The organism is Streptomyces pseudovenezuelae, from assembly GCF_029892565.1.
Lineage (GTDB): Bacteria > Actinomycetota > Actinomycetes > Streptomycetales > Streptomycetaceae > Streptomyces > Streptomyces pseudovenezuelae_A.
Genome location: NZ_JARXVH010000009.1, coordinates 244,522 through 261,294, shown reverse-complemented (window position 1 = coordinate 261,294; position 16,773 = coordinate 244,522). Strand labels below are relative to the sequence as shown.

General features: G+C 72.2%; 13 protein-coding genes and 1 pseudogene. 8 read left to right on the top strand and 6 right to left on the bottom strand.

The genetic code is table 11. From position 1 onward, the window contains the following. Nucleotides 1-138: 138 nt before the first annotated feature. Entirely contained in the window at nucleotides 139-684 is a 546-nt protein-coding gene (locus M2283_RS28755; RefSeq protein ID WP_280879318.1) for a sigma-70 family RNA polymerase sigma factor, read from the top strand. Here the strand turns inward: M2283_RS28755 and M2283_RS28750 are convergent. Further along, nucleotides 633-3,692 carry an AfsR/SARP family transcriptional regulator gene (locus M2283_RS28750; RefSeq protein WP_280879317.1) on the bottom strand — a complete coding sequence of 1,020 codons (3,060 nt, stop codon included), beginning with the start codon at nucleotides 3,690-3,692 and terminating at the stop codon, nucleotides 633-635. The genes M2283_RS28755 and M2283_RS28750 overlap by 52 nt on opposite strands. A gap of 137 nt (nucleotides 3,693-3,829) precedes the next feature. On the opposite strand from M2283_RS28750, the pseudogene M2283_RS28745 reads away from it, so the two are divergent. Further along, nucleotides 3,830-4,711, top strand: a pseudogene (locus tag M2283_RS28745) (iron-siderophore ABC transporter substrate-binding protein); the annotation flags it as partial. A 37-nt stretch (nucleotides 4,712-4,748) separates the two neighbouring features. On the opposite strand, the gene M2283_RS28740 reads toward M2283_RS28745, so the two are convergent. Further along, nucleotides 4,749-5,405: a response regulator transcription factor gene (locus tag M2283_RS28740; RefSeq protein ID WP_280879316.1), complete on the bottom strand. Its 657-nt coding sequence runs from the start codon at nucleotides 5,403-5,405 to the stop codon at nucleotides 4,749-4,751. Nucleotides 5,406-5,429: 24 nt separating this feature from the next. Next, on the bottom strand, nucleotides 5,430-7,088 hold the full coding sequence (locus M2283_RS28735; RefSeq protein ID WP_280879459.1) for a sensor histidine kinase: 1,659 nt from the start codon (nucleotides 7,086-7,088) through the stop codon (nucleotides 5,430-5,432). Nucleotides 7,089-7,263: 175 nt separating this feature from the next. Here M2283_RS28735 and M2283_RS28730 point away from each other — a divergent pair, with 175 nt between their 5' ends. The 3 genes from M2283_RS28730 to M2283_RS28720 are packed head-to-tail and all read left to right on the top strand — an operon-like array spanning nucleotide 7,264 to nucleotide 11,308. Then, nucleotides 7,264-7,953, top strand: coding sequence for a response regulator transcription factor (locus tag M2283_RS28730; RefSeq protein ID WP_280879315.1), 690 nt, complete (start codon nucleotides 7,264-7,266; stop codon nucleotides 7,951-7,953). Beyond that, nucleotides 7,950-9,320 carry a sensor histidine kinase gene (locus M2283_RS28725; protein WP_280879314.1) on the top strand — a complete coding sequence of 457 codons (1,371 nt, stop codon included), beginning with the start codon at nucleotides 7,950-7,952 and terminating at the stop codon, nucleotides 9,318-9,320. Before M2283_RS28730 ends, M2283_RS28725 begins: the two co-directional genes overlap by 4 nt. A gap of 44 nt (nucleotides 9,321-9,364) precedes the next feature. Beyond that, nucleotides 9,365-11,308 carry a glycoside hydrolase family 9 protein gene (locus M2283_RS28720; protein WP_280879313.1) on the top strand — a complete coding sequence of 648 codons (1,944 nt, stop codon included), beginning with the start codon at nucleotides 9,365-9,367 and terminating at the stop codon, nucleotides 11,306-11,308. Here M2283_RS28720 and M2283_RS28715 read toward each other — a convergent pair. Continuing rightward, nucleotides 11,295-12,350 carry a DUF4037 domain-containing protein gene (locus M2283_RS28715; RefSeq protein WP_280879312.1) on the bottom strand — a complete coding sequence of 352 codons (1,056 nt, stop codon included), beginning with the start codon at nucleotides 12,348-12,350 and terminating at the stop codon, nucleotides 11,295-11,297. The two genes, M2283_RS28720 and M2283_RS28715, sit on opposite strands and share 14 nt — an antisense overlap. Nucleotides 12,351-12,393: 43 nt before the next feature. Beyond that, nucleotides 12,394-12,882: a GNAT family N-acetyltransferase gene (locus tag M2283_RS28710; RefSeq protein WP_280879311.1), complete on the bottom strand. Its 489-nt coding sequence runs from the start codon at nucleotides 12,880-12,882 to the stop codon at nucleotides 12,394-12,396. 218 nt (nucleotides 12,883-13,100) lie between these two features. Between M2283_RS28710 and M2283_RS28705 the strand changes: the two genes are divergently transcribed. Then, complete coding sequence (locus M2283_RS28705; protein ID WP_280879310.1) at nucleotides 13,101-13,649, top strand: DUF1062 domain-containing protein; 549 nt, start codon at nucleotides 13,101-13,103, stop codon at nucleotides 13,647-13,649. A 62-nt stretch (nucleotides 13,650-13,711) separates the two neighbouring features. On the opposite strand, the gene M2283_RS28700 is transcribed toward M2283_RS28705, so the two are convergent. Beyond that, nucleotides 13,712-14,638 carry an aminoglycoside phosphotransferase family protein gene (locus M2283_RS28700; RefSeq protein WP_432423136.1) on the bottom strand — a complete coding sequence of 309 codons (927 nt, stop codon included), beginning with the start codon at nucleotides 14,636-14,638 and terminating at the stop codon, nucleotides 13,712-13,714. On the opposite strand from M2283_RS28700, the gene M2283_RS28695 reads away from it, so the two are divergent. Further along, a complete protein-coding gene (locus tag M2283_RS28695; RefSeq protein ID WP_280879308.1) occupies nucleotides 14,637-15,290 on the top strand; it encodes a rhomboid-like protein in 654 nt (217 codons plus the stop codon). The genes M2283_RS28700 and M2283_RS28695 overlap by 2 nt on opposite strands. Nucleotides 15,291-15,299: 9 nt before the next feature. After that, nucleotides 15,300-16,718, top strand: coding sequence for an NAD(P)/FAD-dependent oxidoreductase (locus M2283_RS28690; protein WP_280879307.1), 1,419 nt, complete (start codon nucleotides 15,300-15,302; stop codon nucleotides 16,716-16,718). Nucleotides 16,719-16,773 lie beyond the last annotated feature (55 nt).

Below are 16,773 nucleotides of genomic sequence, written 5' to 3'. Positions count from 1 at the left end.
TTTCTCCGTCTCCTCCCGCTGCCTCTCCGTTCCAACGGCCCCGGCCAGCGCGTCAACCGACGCGTACACGCGGTGTCAACGGAACGTGGACCGCGCCTCGGAACACTCCGATCCCGTCCCGAGGAGCAGGAGCACACCATGAACATGACGGTCATCGGTTCGGCGAGCTCGTTGTCCGCCGAGGAACGAGCACTGCGCGACCTCTACCTGGAACACGGCCCGGCGCTGCACTCGTACGTGCTGCGCATGCTGGACGGAGACACCCACCGCGCCGAGGACGTGGTCCAGGAGGCGCTGCTGCGCTGCTGGAACAAGCGGAACCTGATCGACGACGACGGGATGGCGGTGCGTCCGTGGATATTCCGGGTCGCCCGCAACCTGGTCATCGACGGGCATCGTACGAGGATGGCGCGGCCGTTGGAGATCGGCGGCGACTCCTGGCTGACCGAGCTGGGCACCGAGGCGGACGACATCGAACGGATGCTGTCGTCCATGGTGGTGCGCGACGCGCTGGAAGCGCTGACACCCGCGCACCGCGAGGTGCTCCTGGCGACGTTCTTCGCGGACCGCACCACCCAGCAGGCGGCCGAGACCCTGGGCATCCCGCAGGGCACCGTGAAGTCCCGGGTGTTCTACGCCCTGCGCAGCCTGAAGGTGGCGTTGGCGGAGCGGGGCCTGCGGTAGCCGGTACGGTCCCGCGCGTCGGCGGCGCCCGGCCCCCGCTCGCCCGCGTCCAGTTCGCGCAGGTCCTGCCGGACCTCGTCCGCCTCCGCGTGGCCGCCCTCCGCCAGCAGGGCCAGCGCTGCGGCCCAGGCCGTGCGGGCCGACTCGTGGTCGCCGACCGCACGGTGGGAGTCCCCGAGGTGGCGCAGGGTGTCGGCCTCCATGTAGCGGTTGTCGAGTTCCCGGTACAGCCCGATGGCCGCCTCGAACCGCTCGACGGCCGCGTCGTACCTGCCGAGCAGGTGCTGCGCCCAGCCGATGCTGTCCTGCGCGGCGGCCTCGCCGTTGAGGTCGCCGGCCTGTTGGAGCAGCGAGACGGACTTCGCGCAGTGTTCCAGGGCGTGTTCGGGCGCGTCGAGCCGGATGTACGTCCAGCCGATGTCGTTGAGGATGCCGGCCTCGCCGCTGCGGTGGCCGAGGGACTGGTACAGCTCGCCGGCCTGTACGTAGTGGTCGAGCGAGTCGTCGTAGCGTCCCAGCCGGTCGGCCTGGTGGGCGAGGCAGCGGTGGGTGCGGGCCTGGCCGAGGGCGTCGCCGGCCTGCCGGAAGAGCTCCAGGGCCTGGTCCATGAGCCGGACCGCCTCGTCCGGATGGTCGAAGCGGGTGTGGCAGAAACCCAGGCCCCGCAGGGCGTGCGCCTGGCCGATGGGGTCGCCCAGGGCGCGGGCGGCGTGCAGCGCGGCCTTGTTGATCTCCATCAGGTCGTGCCGGTAGCCGAGCCGATCGAAGTGCGGGTCCAGGGTGAACGCGATGCGCCAGGCGTGGTCGTAGTGGCCCTGGTCGGCCGCGTACTCGACGATCGCGCGCAGCACATGACGTTCGGTGCGCAGCCAGGCGGTCGCCTGTCTGCCGTCGTCGAACCGCAGCGGCTCGCTGCCCGGGGTGCACGGCGGCAGGGGGATCCGCTCGTCGAACGGGCCGAGGACGGCGGAGGCGTGGTCGGCGGTGTGCAGACAGTGGTCGAGCAGCCGCAGCTGCGCCGCTTCCCGTTCCTGCGGGCTGTCCTCCTTCGCGATGAGTTCGCGGGCGTAGGCGCGCAGCAGGTCGTGCAGGACGAACCGGCCGGGGACCCGTTCGATGAGCAGGTTCGCCCCGGTCAGCTCGCTCAGCAGCGCGCGGACCCGGCGCCGGGGCACACCCGCCGGCGCCGCCGCGGTCGCGGCGGCGATGGCCGGGCCGGGGTGCAGGGTGAGCCGCCGGAACAGCCCGGCGGCCTCGGGCGACAGGGCGCGGTAGGACCAGGAGAAGACGGCGCGGACGTCCGAGCCGGTCTCCTGGCCGGCGAACGCGTCGAGGCTGCCGTGGTCGCGGCGCAGCTCGGCGGCGATGTCGGCGAGCCGGAAGCCGGGGTGGTGCGCGGCCCGCGCCGCCACGATCGCCAGGGCCAGCGGCAGCCGGGCGCACAGGTCGACGATGGCGTCGGCCGCCTCCGGCTCGGCGTCGACGCGGTCACCGCCGAGCCGCTGGACGAGCAGTTCGCGCGCGTCCTCGGCGCTCAGCAGTCCCAGCGTGAGCGGATACGCCCCGTGCTGGGCCACCAGGCCGGTGAGCCGGCTGCGGCTGGTGACGATGACGAGACAGCCGGACGCACCCGGCAGCAGCGGCCGTACCTGCTCGGTGTCGCGGGCGTTGTCCAGCACGATCAGCACCCGGCGGTCGGCCAGGACGCTGCGGTACAGGGCGGCCTGCGCGTCCAGCCCCTCGGGGACGTCGTGCGGGGCCACGCCGAGGGCCACCAGGAACGTCGCGATCGCCTCGCCGGGATCCATCCGGGCGCCGCCGGGGTCGTAGCCGTGGAGGTCGACGTAGAGGCTGCCGTCGGGAAAGCGGTGGGCGACCCGGTGGGCCCAGTGCACGGCGAGGGTGCTCTTGCCGGCGCCGGCCATTCCGTCGATGACGCCGATGGCGGACGCGGCGGTCCCCGCTCGGTCGCCGTCGGCCGGCAGGGCGGAGGCCTGGGCGAGTTCGGCGCGGCGGCCGGTGAACGTGGCCAGGTCCGCGGGGAGTTGGGAGGGGCGCACGGTGGCGCCGCGGCGGGCCGGTGCCCCGTCGCCGGGCGTCGGTCCGGGCAGGGTGCCGGTGCGGTGCGGGGCGGCCGTGTCCACCTCGTCCGCGGAGGCCGCCTCGTCCGGCCCGCCCGGTCTCTCCCGCTCGTCTTCGACCCCTGGTCCGCGCGGGGGCGGCCGTAACAGGTCGGGGTCGCCGGCCAGGAGACGGGCGTGCAGGGCGCGTAAGGACGGCCCCGGTTCGACGCCCAGTTCGTCGACCAGGGTGCGGCGGGTGCGCGCGTAGGCCTCCAGCGCCTCGGCCTGCCGCCCGGACCGGTACAGGGCGACGAGCAGCAGCTCGCTCAGGGTCTCGCGCAGCGGGTGCGCGTCGCGCAGGGCCAGCAGCTCCGGCACCGCCGCCTTGTGCCGGCCGAGCTCCAGCTCCAGGCGCAGCCTGAACTCCAGGGCGCCGAGGTGCCGTTCGGCCAGCTCTGTCCGCGAGATCTCGGCGTACGGGCCGGGCACTCCGGCCAGCGCGGGGCTCTCCCAGGCGGCCAGCGCGGTGCTCAGCAGCCGGAGGGCTGCCGCCACCTCGCCGGCGGCCCGGTGGCGCTCCGCCAGCGTCACCGCCTCCTTGCATTCGGCCACATCGCTGGAGACGCCGTCGGTGCGCAGGGCGTAGCCCTCCCGCACGGACAGGAGGAGGTGGGACGGCTGTCCGGGCGCCCGCTCGGGCTCCAGCAGCCTGCGGAGCCGGGAGATGTACGTGCGCAGCACCGAGACCGCGCCCGGCGGCGGTTCCGTCCCCCATATCCCGTCGACGAGGTCGGCCACGCCGACCGCGTGTCCTCGGCGCAGCAGCAGCATCGCGAGGACGGCGCGCTGCTGGGGGGAGCCGAGCTCCAGTTCCGCGGTGCCGCGCCAGGCGCGCATCGGACCGAGAAGGGAGAACCTGAGCTGCTCTGGTCCCGTTTCCTCCACGGTCGAACACAGTAGCGGCCCCCTCGGCGAACCACAGCTGGAACAGGCATTTCCCGCCCGGCGCTCCCACCGGCCGGGGTTCCGGACACGGGCCGCCCTCCGCGCGCGCAGAACGTGGCGTGAGCTGACCGGCGTCCTCGTCCGCCGGGGCCTTCCCCGCGAAGGTCGCCACCAAGTTCGGTACGGTCACGGTGAGTTCGCAGCCCAAGCGCGTGGTGGCGCTGGGCTGGGGTGACGCCGAGACCGCCCTCGCGCTTGGCGTGCAGCCGGTCGGGGAGAGCGACTGGCTCGCCTTCGGCGGGGACGGCGTGGGCCCGTGGGCCAAGGGGCTGTACGACAAGAGCCCGGAGAAGATCGGCACGCTGGAGCCCGAGTACGAGAAGATCGCGGCGCTCAAGCCCGACCTCATCCTCGACGTCAAGTCCAGTGGCGACCAGACGCGTTACGACACCCTGAGCAGGATCGCGCCGACCATCGGGGTGCCGAAGGGCGGCGACCAGTACAAGATCTCGTGGCAGCAGCGGACCACGATGGTCGCGCAGGCGCTGGGTCTCGCCGCCGAGGGCAAGAAGCTGATCAGCGGTACGGAGGCCAAGTCCGCGGCCGCCGCCAAAGCCCACCCCGAGTTCAAGGACAGGACCATCACGGTCGGGTCCCGCACCTCCAGCGGCTGGGGCGCCTACGTCAAGGGCACGGCCCGGATCGACTTCGTCCAGGCGCTCGGCTTCCGCAACAACCCGAAGGTCGACGCCAAGGCCGGATCCGCGTTCTCCGTACCGGTCTCCGAGGAGAACCTGGAGATGCTGGACGCCGACCTGATCGTGATGGCACCGATCGGCGTCAAGGCCGCCAAGATCAGCTCCGATCCGCTGTACAAGTCCCTGCCCGCGGTGAAGGCGGGCCACTCGGTCGTCTTCGACGACCCGAACGTGAGCCAGGCCTTCGCTACGAACTCGGTGCTGTCGGTGGGGTACGCGGTGGAGCAGGTCGTACCGCTGTTCGCGGAGGCGCTGAAGTAGCGGAGGCGCTGAAGTAGTGGAGGCGCTGAAGCAGCGGTCAGCCGGGCCCCAGCCCCGCGTCCCGTGCCAACAGCGCCGCCTGGACCCGGTTCTCGCAGCGCAGCTTCGTCAGGATGCGGCTGACGTACGTCTTCACCGTCGCCTCGCTGACATGGATCCGGGCGCCCGCGTCGGCGTTCGACAGGCCCTCGCCGAGGAGGGCGAGGACCTCCAACTCCCGTTCGCTCAGCGCCTCCAGGCGTCGCCGGGCGTCCTCGCCGCGCGCCGCGGCCGGGCCCGAGGCGAGCGAGTCGACGACGTGGCGGGTGGCGGCGGGCGAGAGATACGCGTCGCCGGCCGCCGCCGCCCGTACCGCCTGGATCAGTTCGGCCGGTGCCGAGTCCTTCAGCAGGAACCCGGCGCCGCCGTGGCTCAGCGCGCGCAGTACGTTCTCCCGCTCGCCGAACGTCGTCAGGATCAGGGGACGTACGGACGGCGCCGCCCGCCGCAGTTCGGCCAGCGCGGACAGGTCGTCCAGCACGGGCATCTGGATGTCGAGCAGGGCCACGTCGACGGCGTGCGCGCGGACCAGCTCGACCGCTTCACGGCCGTTGGCCGCCTCCGCGACGACGTCGATGTCGTCGGCGGAGGTGAGGATCATCCTGATGCCCGCCCGGATGAGCGGTTCGTCGTCCGCGACGAGGACCCTGATCACAGTTCTCCTGCAAGGTGGTCGTGGTTACGACGTGCTCATGAAGGCCCGCTTCTCGATCAGTTTGCCGTCCCGGAAGCAGAAGCGGTAGGCGGGTGCCTTGCTCCCCTCGTCCGGCCAGTCCCCGGTCGACAGGTAGGACGAGCAGGTCGCGCCCTTCGGTGCGGGGGGAGCGCCGGCGTCGTCGTTCAGCGCACCGGCCAGGAACGACTTGCCGTGCGGCAGCTTGTCCCGGACGACCGCCTCGGTGTCGCCGACCTGCACCGAGTGGTAGACCGACGGGTCGACCATGAGCTTGTCGGCCTCGCTGCCCACCAGTTTGACGACGAACACGACGGCCACGACCCCGAGAACGACGAAGGCCAGCACCGCGGCGCCACATCCGATCACGACGCCCTTCTTCTTGCTTCCCATGGCGATGTCGAACTCCTTCTGCCTGTCCGGCGGACCGGACCAGTCGATGACCTCGCCACCGTCGCCGGGGACCGTCCCTCCGCTCTGCCCCCGGAAGTCGTCCGTCGTATCGCCGAAGGTCGTCATCTCCCGCCCCGGGTAGGGCAGTACGCCCGCGACCCGGAACCCGCCGTCGGCCCCGGCCCCCGCATGCACCATGCCGCCGACCAGCCGGGCCCGTTCCTGCAGCCCGGTGAGCCCCTGCCCACCGCTGACGGCGGGCCGGCGACCCTCGTTGGTCGGCACCGGCCCGTTGGCGACCTCGACCACCAGGGAGTCCGGCTCGTAGCGCAGCTCGACGGCGATCGGGGCGCCCGGCGCGTGCTTGAGGGCGTTGGTCAGCGCCTCCTGCACGATCCGGTACGCCGCGTGGTCGGCGGCGGGGGCCAGTGGCCGTACCTCGCCCGTACGCCGTAGCTCCACGACCGCCCGCGTGCCCCGCGAGGCCGTCACCAGGCCGTCGATCCCCGAGACACCCCGGCCCGCGGGCTCGCCCTCGCCCTCGCGCTCCCGTGCCCGGTCGGGCGTACCGTCGTGCAGGATGCCGACCGCCTCGCGCAGTTCGTGCATCGCGGCCACGGACGCCTCCCGCAGGACACCGACCGCCTGCCGCTGCCCGTCCGTCAGGTCCCGGTCCACTTCGAGCGCGCCCGTGTGGACGGCGATCAGGGCGAGTTGGTGGCCGAGGCTGTCGTGCATGTCCTGCGCGATGCGCTGGCGCTCCCGCAGGCGGGCGTGGGACGCGATGATCTCGCGTTCGCGCAGCAGTTGGGCGTTGTGCTCGTGCAGCGCGCGCAGCAGCCGCCGGCGCTGGGAGCGGTAGCGGCTGGCGAGGCCGGGCACGACCGCCGTCGCCAGGAACGAGAGCGTGGTGAACAGCAGCGTCTGCGGCGCGGACAGCGCGAAGTGCGCCTGCTGGACGGAGACTCCCGCACACAGGACGTACGAGGCCGCGAACACCGCGAGCGCCCGGCGCGGTGCCTCGATCCTCGACCCCGCCGACCAGCTCGCGACCATCAGCACGGCCCAGAACCCACCGAACACGCCGTCGGCCGCGCCGACGAGCACCAGCACGCTCCCCGGGAACGCCCGCCGCGACAGCGAGGCCACCGCGGCGGCCACCGCCACGCCGGCCATCCACGCCACGCCCTCGCCCAGCACGCTCGCCCCCGCGAGCAGCGCAAGGACGAGGGCCAGCACCGTCTCGCCGACTATCCGCCGCCGGGGCCACATGCCGGCCGCGCCCAGTCGCCGCCGGACATCGAGGGCCTTCGTCGTCACGTTCACGCGCCCACGGTAGGCATCCCCGCCCGGGCGCACAGCATCCGTTCGTCGCACCCGAGAACGACGAAAGTCGCGCCGCTCGGGGGCGGGCGATACGGGCGCTTGTTGCGTCTAAGCTCCGGCCATGCGCGTATTGGTCTTGGAGGACGATCCCGAGCTGGGGCTCGTCGTCGCAGCTCAGCTGCGGGACGCGGGGTTCGCGGTGGACCTCGCGCGGACTCTGGCCGAGGCGGATCTCAAGCTCTCCGTCAACGGTTACGACTGTGTCGTGGCCGACCGCTCGGTACCGGACGGCGACTCGCTCACCCTGCTCGCCGCGCAACGGCGGGCGGGGTCGGTGCTGCCCTTCCTGCTCCTGACCGCGCTGGACGCGGTGAGCGACCGGGTGGCCGGTTTCGAGCACGGCGCGGACGACTACCTGGTCAAGCCCTTCGCCTTCGTCGAACTCGTCCTGCGCGTACGGGCGTTGTGCCGCAGGGAGCAACCCGCGCGACCGCCGGTCCTGCGGGCGGGCGACCTGGAGGTCGATCTCCCACGGCGCCGCGTGTCCAGGGCGGGGGTGCTGCTCAGCCTGTCCGCCAAGGAGTTCGCGGTGCTGGAGGTCCTGATGCTGCGCGCCGGTGAAGTGGTCACGCGCAGCGAGCTGATCGAGAGCTGCTGGGACGAGGCGAGCGAGCCGATGTCCAACGTGGTGGACGTCCTGATCGGCCAACTGCGCCGCCGACTCGGGCCACCTGATGTGATCCGGACGGTGCGGGGGGTCGGCTACTTCCTGAATGCGGGTGCGGGTGCGGGTGCGGGTGGCGAGGCGTGAAGCGTCGCGGCCCGGCGTCCGCCCAGCCCTCCGCCCCTTCTCCCGCCCCGTCGCCCGCCGTGGCCCGGCTGCGGCGGACCCGTCGGCTGATGACGCTCCTGTTCGCCTCGACCACCGCCGCCTGTCTCGTCGTACTCGCCACGGTCGCGATCCGCATCGATGCCGGATCCCGCAGTTCCGGCCTCGACCACGAGGTGGACAGCCGCGCCGCCGGTCTGTCGCGGGCGGTGTGGTTCGACGCGGGGGTGCTGCACCTGGAGCCGCTGCGGGAGGACGAACTCGCCCGGGGTGCCCAGGTGTTGGCCGTTCTGCAGGCGGAGCCGGGGAAGGCGCCGTCGGTGCGGAACGTCGTCCCCTCGCGCTCGGCGCTGCCGGCTGCGGACCGGTTGGACGAGGTCTGGCGGAGCGTCCTGGACGGACAGGAGACCGTCGTCGTCAGCGCCCCTTCCGCACACGGCGCGCGGTTGAGGTGGGCGGCGGCTCCGGTCTGGGACGACGACCGGATCGGCGCGGCCGTGCTGGTCGGCACGGAACTGGCGCGCAGCGAACACGATCACGACGTCCTCGTACGCTGGTTGGCGCTCGGCTGCACGGCGTTGGTCTGCTGCGCGGCGGCCGTCGGGCATCTGCTGTCCGGCCGGGCGATGCGGCCCGCGCTGCGCGGGCTCGGGCAGCAGGAGCAGTTCCTGGCCGAGGCGGCACACGAACTGCGTACGCCGCTGGCGACGTTGAGGCTCGTGGTGGAGCGGGGCGGTTCCTCCGACGAGGCGCTACGGCTGGTGGACCGGCTGAGCCGACTCGTCACGGGGTTGTTGGCCAGGGCCCGGCTGGAGTCCGGTGCGCAGCGGGTGGAGCTGGTGCCGTTGCGTCTGGATCAGTTGGTGGAGACCACGGTGGAGGAGTTGCCGGACCACGAGAGCGTGACGGTGACGTCCGAGCCGGTGGTGGTCCTCGGGGATCCGGACCTGCTGGCGCAGGCGGTACGGAACCTGGTGGAGAACGCGCAGAGGCATGGAGGGCCGGCGGGGGCGCCGGTGGAGGTCACGGTCGGGCCGGGGCTGGTGACGGTGCGGGACCACGGGGCCGGGGTGCCGGTCGGGGATCGGGAGCGGGTGTTCGGGCGGGGGGTTACGGTCGCTCGGGGGGACGGGACCGCTTCGGGTACGGGGTCTGGCTGGGGTACGGGTGTGGGGTCTGCCGCGGGTGCGGGTGCGGGTGCGGGTACGGGGGCCGGGCTCGCCATCGTCCGTTGGGTCGCCGAGCTGCATCACGGGACCGCTCGCCTCACCGACGCTCCCGGGGCTGGGCTGCTCGCCGAGCTGCGGTTGCCCACGCCCCCGACCCCGACGCCGCCGCCCCCGACCTAGGCGTCCTCATCGTCATCTCATGAAGCCCCCGGCACCGTGAGCGCATGAACTCTCTGCGCACCCCCGGCCTGCTGGTCACCGCAGGCATTACGGGCCTGGGCACTCTGCTCGTCGCCGTGAACCTGCTCGGCATGCCCTTCGACGGCTCCCGCACGTCGCCCGCGACCGACGTGGCCGTCCGCGTCGACCAGGTCGGCTATCTGCGCGGCGAGACGAAGCAGGCCTACGTCATGGGGCCCGCGAAGGCCCTCGCGGGCGCCCGTTTCAAGGTCGTCGACGCCGAGGACGAGGACGACGTGGTCGCGGCGGGCCGGCTCGGTGCCGTGACCGGCCGTTGGAATGCCAAGTACCCCTCGGTGCGCACCGCCGACCTCTCCGCGCTGAACACCCCCGGCATCTACCGGATCGTCCTCACCGGCAGCGCCGCCGGCCGCTCGCCCGCCTTCCGGGTGGCCGACGCCCACGAGTTGATGACCTCGCTGGTCCGGGACAACGTCCGCTTCCTACAAGCCCAGCGCGATGGAGCCGACGTGATTCCCGATGGCGCGCTTCCCGGTGGTGCCCTCAGGCACGGCCCGTCCCATCTCGCCGACGAGGACGCGACCGTCTACGCCGACCCGGAGTACGACGAGGAGGGCGACGAGCTGCTCGACGAGCGGCTGACCCCGACCGGCGACCAGGTCGACGTCTCCGGTGGCTGGTTCGACGCGGGGGACTTCCTCAAGTTCACCGGCACCACCTCCTACTCGGTCGCCGAACTCCTGCTCGCCCAGCGGGACTTGCCGGACATGAAGGAACTGTCCGCCGAGGCCACGCACGGCCTGGACTGGCTGGACAAGATGTGGGACGGGGACAGCGGGACGCTCTACGCCCAGGTCGGCATCGGCGCGGGCAACGACGCCGTGCGGACCGATCACGACGTGTGGCGGCTGCCGGAGGCCGACGACCGACTCGACGTGTCACCCGGTGACCCGGACTACACGATCAAGCACCGCCCGGTCTTCCGCGCGAACGACCCGGGCGAGCCGATCACCCCCAGTCTGGCCGGACGCGTGGCCGCGGTCTTCGCCCTCGCCGCGCAGCGCATGGCAGGCACCGACCCGGACCGGGCGCGGGAGTGGCTGGACAAGGCCGCCGCCGTCTACGACCTGGCCGACACCGACCACGACCCCGACGAACCGCTCGTCACCGCGTTCCCCAGCGCGTTCTACCCCGAGGACTCCTGGCAGGACGACATGGAGTTCGCCGGTGCGGAACTGGCCCTGGCTGCAGGGAAGTTGGGTGACGACCGGGAGGGCGACTGGACGTCCGACGCGGCCCGCTGGGCCCGCGCCTACCTGGACTCCGACGTCAAGGGCACCCTCAACGTCGCCGACGTCAGCGCGCTGGCCCACGTCGACCTGGCCACCGCGCTGGACGGCGCCCGCAGCAACGACATCGGGGAAGGGGACCTCTACAAGGACCTGCGCCGCCAACTGGAGGACGGCGTCGACCGCGCCGGGCACGACCCGTTCGGCGCGGGCGCGGTCTACGACGACTTCGACGCCGTGCCGCACACCTTCGGTCTTGTGGCCACCGCCCGCCTCTACGCCAAGGCCACCGGGGACACCCGTTACGCGGCCTTCGCCGGGCAGCAGCGGGGGTGGGCCCTCGGCGCCAACGCCTGGGGCACCAGCTTCATGATCGGTGCGGGTGAGGTCTATCCGCACTGCCCGGAACACCAGTTGGCCAACCTCCGTGGCAGTCTCGACGGCAAGGGCGCCATCCTGCGGGGCGCGGTGGTCAACGGACCCAACGCGGCCGACGAACTCGCCGACTTGAACGGCTTCCCCACCATGAAGAAGTGCGCCGCCGCCCCGCCGGCCGGAGCGTGGACCGACTTCGACGGCAAGGGCGCGCGGTACGTGGACGACGTGGGCGCCTGGCAGACGGTGGAGCCGTCGCTGGACTTCACGACGACGGCACTGCTGGCCTTCACGCTGACGTGACCGACGCGTACACCGCCCGCGCCAGTTCCGGCCGGGTCAGCACCTCCGCGCTGTCGACGAACTGGTCGACCGAGCCGACGAGTTGCAGCCGCTTGAGGGCCGGGTCGGCGATGCGGGAGGTGAGGGCGCGGGTGAACCGGTGGGGCGGTGCGGTGGGTTCGACGCGGTCGGTCAGGCCGAGTTGGTTGTGCAGGCCGGCGACGGTCTCGTAGGCGTGGGCCAGGTGTTTCTCGCGGCCGTGCCGGTCGCCGGCCGTGACGGCGGCGGTCAGGACCGGGGTGAGGCGGTGCCCTGCGGAGGTGTGGGCGAAGGCGGTACCGAGCCATTTGCCGTACGGCGGATAGCGGCGGTCCATCAGGAGGCACAGGCGCATCAAGTCCCGTACCAGCCGGGCCGCCGCGACCGCGGAACCGATCTCGTCGCCGACCTCGCCGCAACGGCCGACGAGCGCCTCCTCGCGGGAGACGCGCTGCCACTGGCAGGCCAGTACGTGCAGCCAGATGTCGTGGGGGTACCAGCGCAACGCGGCGCGGGCGCGGGCGAGTTCACCGAGGCCGTCGTGGAAGACGGCACCTCCGGTGACCTCGGCGAGCAGTTGGGTGGGCGCGGCCAGCCAGTCCTGCGGGGTGATGTGCGACGGGTCGAAACCGAGCGTCGCGGTGAACCAGGGGGCGGTGTGCGTGACTTCGACCCCGCCGCGGACCGGGCGGCCGTGGAAGGTGTCGGGGAGGTGCTCGGCGAGGACGTGTCTGATGCGGCCGGCGTTGCGGGGGACGTCGTGGCGGTGGAGGAAGAGCTGCAGGCGGAGGGTGCGGGCGCGGTCGGCGGAGTGGTCGTCGGTGGAGTGCGCGGTGGAGTGATCGGCGGTGCCGGCGGGACCGGTCGTGTCGAAGCCGAGCACGTCGGAGCCGCTGCCCAGACGGGCGGCGGAGTGGGGTATCCCCGGGGCGGCTTCCTCAAGTAACGGGCGTACGACTTCGATGTATAAGCGCCGGGAGAGCTCAAGACCCGAAAGGAACGGCGGCATATTCGTGTTGCTCATGTCAGGGAGCCGTGCCCATTCGGTGAGGGGTCATGCGGAACCTTCACATAGTCGTGCCCGGCGCCCCGAGCCCCGCCAACGCCCCGTCCGTCAGCCGGTACACCGTCCACTCGTCCTGCGGTCGCGCGCCGAGGGACTCGTAGAAGGCGATCGACGGGGCGTTCCAGTTCAGGACGGACCACTCCAGGCGCTGGTAGCCGCGTCGGACGCAGATGCGGGCCAGTTCGGTCAGCAGGGCCTTGCCGTGGCCGGCGCCGCGGGCGGTGGGGCGGACGTAGAGGTCCTCCAGGTAGATGCCGTGGACGCCGCGCCAGGTGGAGAAGTTCAGGAACCAGAGCGCGAAGCCGACCGGTTCGCCGCTCGTGTCGTCGACGGCGATATGCGCGTACGCGGCGGGCCGTTCGCCGAACAGGGCCTCGTGGAGCTGCTCCTCGGTCGCCTTCGCCTCGTGCGGGACCTTCTCGTACTCGGCGAGTTCGCGGACCAGCGTGTGGATGACGGGGATGTCGGCGGGGGTGGCGGTACGGATCATGTCTGAAGGCTAGAGCCTGTCATCCGGCGACGAGGTGCTCGAAAACCTGTGGACCACCGCCGCCGTACGCCCCTACCGTGCTGCCGGACCGAGTCATCTGGGCAAGGACGTGCCGTTGTACACCGTGTGAGACCCCCCGAACGCTGAATCGTCGCGCGTCGCGCATCCGCGCCGCGCTCCTTTTTGCTGCGGACTTCTCACAGAGACGGTGTACCTCCGTGCTCGAAACCTGGGTGGTCATGCCCACCTGCCTCCCGCTCGTTCTCCGCCGTTGCCACGCGTGCGCGTCCGAGAGCTTCCGGACGAGCGGAAAATTTCGCGTCAACGCCCATCACAAACTCATCGACGTCTGGCTCCTCGCGCTCTGCATCGGCTGCGGGGAAACCACGAAGCTCACGGTCCTGGAGCGGACGCACGTGCGCTCCGTACGACCCGAGCTGCTGGACCGGCTGCACGCCAACGACCCTGCCCTGGCAGCCGAGTTGCTCCAGGATCCGGCTGTGCTGCGCCGTAACCGCATCGCCCTGGACTGGGCCGACGCCTGGCGTCTCGACACCGGCGGATCGGACTGTCTGGACCGCGAGGTGGTCGACATCTCGGTCCGCTTCGCGGCCCGGATCCCGGTCCGGCCGGTGCGGCTGATCGCCGAAGGGTGCGGTCTCTCGCGGGCCGAGGTCGAGCGGCTGATCGAGGAGGGGAAGCTCGTCTCGGCGGTCCGGCTGAGCGGCAGGCTCACCGGCGACTTCACCTTCACGCTCAAACGCTGAGCCCGCCTCGGAACCGGTGACCGGTGGCCAGGGCCTGTCCGGCAGGACCCGCCGGGCAGGCCCTAGCCTGCGCCACCCTCCAGCAGTCGGCGCCCGATCTCCAGCTGCTCCTCCTCCAACGGCCGCCCGTCCTCCACCTCCCACAGGCAGTTCTGCAGCACGCGCCCCAGCGTCCAGGCCCGAGCCCGCTCGCGGTCCAGCCCCAGTACGTCCGTCATCGCGTCGAAGCGCCAGCGGACCTCGGCCGGGTCGAAGCGGTTGTAGAGGGCCGGGAGGAGTTCGAAGCCGGGGTCGCCGGCGAGGGGCTTGGGGTCGATGGCGAGCCAGGAGGCGCGGTCGGCGCCGAGGACGTTCTCGAAGTGGAGGTCCCAGTGCAGGAGCCGGTCGCCGGAGGTGTCGGACACCTCGCGTACGGCGGCGGCGCAGTCGGCGACCAGGCGGCGGGCGGCGGAGTCCGGGATCCGGGCAAGGGCCTGGGGTGTCTGCTCCAGCATGTCCCCCGCGATGTCGCCCAGACGGCGCAGGTCGGCCGGGGCCGGGCCGGCCGTCAGGTGGGCCAGCAGACGGGCGATGACCAGGACGGCCTCACGCGAGTCCGGCAGGTGGGACAGCATGCGGGCCGGGTCGAGGCGTTCGAGCAGCATCGTGCCGGTGGGCTCGTCGTGGTCGAGCAGCCGTACCGCTCCGTCGCCGTCCCACACCCGCAGCGCGACCGGCTCGCCCACGCTCTCCTCGTCGAGGAGTTGCAGTTTGAGAACGGCCGGGACGCCGTCCGCCCGCACCACCGGCAGCACCAGCGCCGACACCCCGTGCATGGCCGGGCCGTCCAGGCGCAGCCCCCACCGGTCCAGGAACGAGGCCGCCAGGCCCGGCAGCGCGGCGATGAAGTCCCGCCCCGCCGCCCCGTTGTACTTCTCCTGCGCCGCCGTCAGCCCGCCCGGAATGTCGATCACCCTCGGGACGATACTTGCGTGCGTGAATCGCCTCATGCGAATTGACCGGGGGCTGAGGAGGGTGGGCGCGTACGTCCGCAGCGCACCCGGGACGTACGCCTGGCTGGCCATTTTGTTCTTCACGACCGTCGCCATGCACCACATGTCGCCGGAGTTCGAGCAGGAGTTCCTGCGGCAGCGGTCCACCAACATCCACGAGCTGTCGAACAACCCGGTGCGGGTGCTGGTGCAGAGCGCGATGTGGATCGACGGCGCGCACTGGCTGCCGTACGCCGTCCTCTACACGGTCTTCCACGCGCAGGCCGAGCGCTGGCTCGGCACCCTTCGGTGGCTGACGGTGTGCGTGGCCGCGCATGTGCTCGCGACGCTGATCAGCGAGGGCGCGCTGCTGCGGGCGGTCAACGAGGGGATGGCCCCGCACTCGGCGCTCAACACCCTGGACATCGGCGTGAGTTACGCGCTGGCCGGGGTCGTCGCGGTGCTGACGTACCGGATCGCGGAGCCCTGGCGCTACCTGTATCTGGCGGTCGTCCTCGGCGTCTACTGCCTCCCGCTGACCTCCACGCCCACCTTCACCGATCTCGGGCACTTCGTCTCCGTACTCATCGGGCTGGGGTGTTATCCGCTGGTCAGAGGTCGTGGAAGACAATGGAATCCGAAGGAGACAGTGGCCGCCCTCAGGCGTTAGCGTCCCGGTATGAGCGGCTCGGCAGGTGGTTCGGCGGGCGGTGTCGTCAACGGCGGCATCTCCTTCTGGTACGCGGACGACGGACTCCCCGCGGTGCGCGCGCCGCTCGCCGGGGACGCGACCGCGGACGCGGTGATCGTCGGGGGCGGGTACACGGGACTGTGGACCGCGTACTACCTGAGGAAGGCGGCGCCCTCGCTCCGTGTCACCGTGCTGGAGCGGAAGTTCTGCGGCTACGGCGCCTCCGGGCGCAACGGCGGCTGGCTCTACAACGGCATCGCGGGCCGCGACCGGTACGCGAAACTGCACGGCCACGAGGCCGCCGTACGGCTCCAGCGGGCCATGAACGACACCGTCGACGAGGTCATCGCCGTCGCCGGGGCCGAGGGCATCGAGGCCGACATCCACAAGGGCGGGGTGCTCGAAGTCGCCCGTACGCCCGCGCAGTTGGCCCGGCTGAAGGACTTCCACACGCACGAGCTGGCCTACGGGGAGCAGGACCGCGAGCTGTACGGCGCGACGGAGACCGCCGAGCGGATCACGGTCGCGGACGCGGTCGGCTCGTCCTGGACCCCGCACGGCGCCCGGCTGCACCCGGCGAAGCTCGCGAAGGGGCTCGCGGCGGTCGTCGAGGCCCTCGGCGTGACGATCCACGAGTCGACGCCGGTCACGGAGATCCGGCCCAAGCACGCGGTGACGCCGTACGGGACCGTTCGCGCGCCCTACGTCCTGCGCTGCACCGAGGGCTTCACCGCCAACCTCAAGGGCCAGAAGCGCACTTGGCTGCCCATGAACTCCTCGATGATCGCCACCGAACCGCTCACGGACGAGCAGTGGGCGGCCATCGGCTGGGCGGGGCGCGAGACGCTCGGCGACATGGCGCACGCGTACATGTACGCCCAGCGCACCGCCGACGGCCGGATCGCGCTCGGCGGACGCGGGGTGCCGTACCGCTTCGGATCCCGCACCGACAACGACGGGCGCACGCAGGACGCGACGATCGAGGCGCTGCGCGAACTCCTCGTCCGCTTCTTCCCCTCCCTCGCCGGCGTCGCCGTCACGCACGCCTGGTCCGGCGTCCTCGGGGTGCCGCGCGACTGGTGCGCGACGGTCACCCTGGACCGCTCGACGGGGCTCGGCTGGGCGGGCGGCTACGTCGGCTCGGGCGTCGCCACCACCAACCTCGCGGCCCGCACGCTCCGGGACCTGGTCCAGTCCGACTCCGGCCAGGGCGGCCCGACCGAGCTGACCCGACTGCCCTGGGTGAACCACCGGGTGCGCAGATGGGAGCCGGAACCGCTGCGCTGGCTGGGCGTGCAGGGCATGTACGCCACCTATCGCACGGCGGACCGGCGGGAGTCGGCAACGAACGGCGCGCGGTCGTCGCGGCTGGCCCGGGCGGCGGACCGGGTGTCCGGCCGCCACTGAGCCAGGCGCGGACCTCCCGAATCCCGCGGGTGCGCTGTCGTACCCGTGTGCGATC